Annotated in this window: 1 rRNA gene; it reads right to left on the bottom strand. The window is 56.0% G+C overall.

Annotated features, from left to right (window positions below):
* Positions 1–81 precede the first annotated feature (81 nt).
* Positions 82–1,611 (bottom strand): 16S ribosomal RNA (locus tag DFO65_RS16830).
* Between the last annotated feature and the right edge of the window lie 226 nt (positions 1,612–1,837).

Raw genomic sequence — 1,837 nt, 5'->3', positions numbered from 1 at the left:
GAAATGTGATGTTCCACCCTTGAGCTCCCACCCACACCACGAACGGGTGTTGACGGTGGGGTTCTGATGTTCGCTCCTTAGAAAGGAGGTGATCCAGCCGCACCTTCCGGTACGGCTACCTTGTTACGACTTAGTCCCAATCACCAGTCCCACCTTAGACGGCCCCCTCCCGCGAACGGGTTAGGCCACCGGCTTCGGGTGTTACCGACTTTCGTGACTTGACGGGCGGTGTGTACAAGGCCCGGGAACGTATTCACCGCAGCGTTGCTGATCTGCGATTACTAGCGACTCCGACTTCACGTAGTCGAATTGCAGACTACGATCCGAACTGAGACTGGCTTTCAGGGATTCGCTCACCCTCACGGGCTCGCCACTCTTTGTACCAGCCATTGTAGCATGCGTGAAGCCCAAGACATAAAGGGCATGATGATTTGACGTCATCCCCACCTTCCTCCGAGTTGACCCCGGCAGTCTCCTATGAGTTCCCACCATCACGTGCTGGCAACATAGAACGAGGGTTGCGCTCGTTGCGGGACTTAACCCAACATCTCACGACACGAGCTGACGACAACCATGCACCACCTGTACACCAACCCCAAAGGGGAAACCACATTTCTGCAGCGATCTGGTGTATGTCAAGCCTTGGTAAGGTTCTTCGCGTTGCATCGAATTAATCCGCATGCTCCGCCGCTTGTGCGGGCCCCCGTCAATTCCTTTGAGTTTTAGCCTTGCGGCCGTACTCCCCAGGCGGGGCACTTAATGCGTTAGCTACGGCGCGGAGAACGTGGAATGCCCCCCACACCTAGTGCCCAACGTTTACGGCATGGACTACCAGGGTATCTAATCCTGTTCGCTCCCCATGCTTTCGCTCCTCAGTGTCAGTTACAGCCCAGAGTCCCGCCTTCGCCACCGGTGTTCCTCCTGATATCTGCGCATTTCACCGCTACACCAGGAATTCCAGACTCCCCTACTGCACTCTAGTCAGCCCGTACCCACTGCCCGCGCAACGTTAAGCGTTGCGTTTCCACAGCAGACGTGACCAACCACCTACGAGCTCTTTACGCCCAATAATTCCGGACAACGCTCGTACCCTACGTATTACCGCGGCTGCTGGCACGTAGTTAGCCGGTACTTCTTCTGCAGGTACCGTCACTTGCGCTTCTTCCCTGCTGAAAGCGGTTTACAACCCGAAGGCCGTCATCCCGCACGCTGCGTCGCTGCATCAGGGTTTCCCCCATTGTGCAATATTCCCCACTGCTGCCTCCCGTAGGAGTCTGGGCCGTGTCTCAGTCCCAGTGTGGCCGGTCGCCCTCTCAGGCCGGCTACCCGTCGTCGTCTTGGTGAGCCATTACCTCACCAACAAACTGATAGGCCGCGAGCCCATCCCCAACCGAAAAAACTTTCCACCACCATGGATGCCCACGATGGTCATATCCGGTATTAGACCCAGTTTCCCAGGCTTATCCCGAAGTCAGGGGCAGGTTACTCACGTGTTACTCACCCGTTCGCCACTCATCCACGACCAGCAAGCTGGTCGCTTCAGCGTTCGACTTGCATGTGTTAAGCACGCAGCCAGCGTTCGTCCTGAGCCAGGATCAAACTCTCCATAAAAAACTTTATTTCAACATTTGCTCCCAGCAAGACAGTCACAGACCCAACGGGGTTGACCCTGCGACCACCACACCACCCCGGAGGGTTGGCGTGGGTTTGGTTGTCTCACCAGAAAAACTTTTCTGGCATCACATTGTTTTCAAACAAACACGCTATTGGATTCTCAAACCACAAACACACACCCAAACCCACCACAGTGAACCTGCAGCTACCCGGGGGTGTCGGT

Source organism: Brevibacterium sanguinis (assembly GCF_003315415.1).
In the GTDB taxonomy this organism is placed as follows: Bacteria; Actinomycetota; Actinomycetes; order Actinomycetales; family Brevibacteriaceae; genus Brevibacterium; species Brevibacterium celere_A.
Note: the sequence above shows the minus strand (reverse complement) of the source record. Positions and strands in the feature narration are given on the sequence as shown.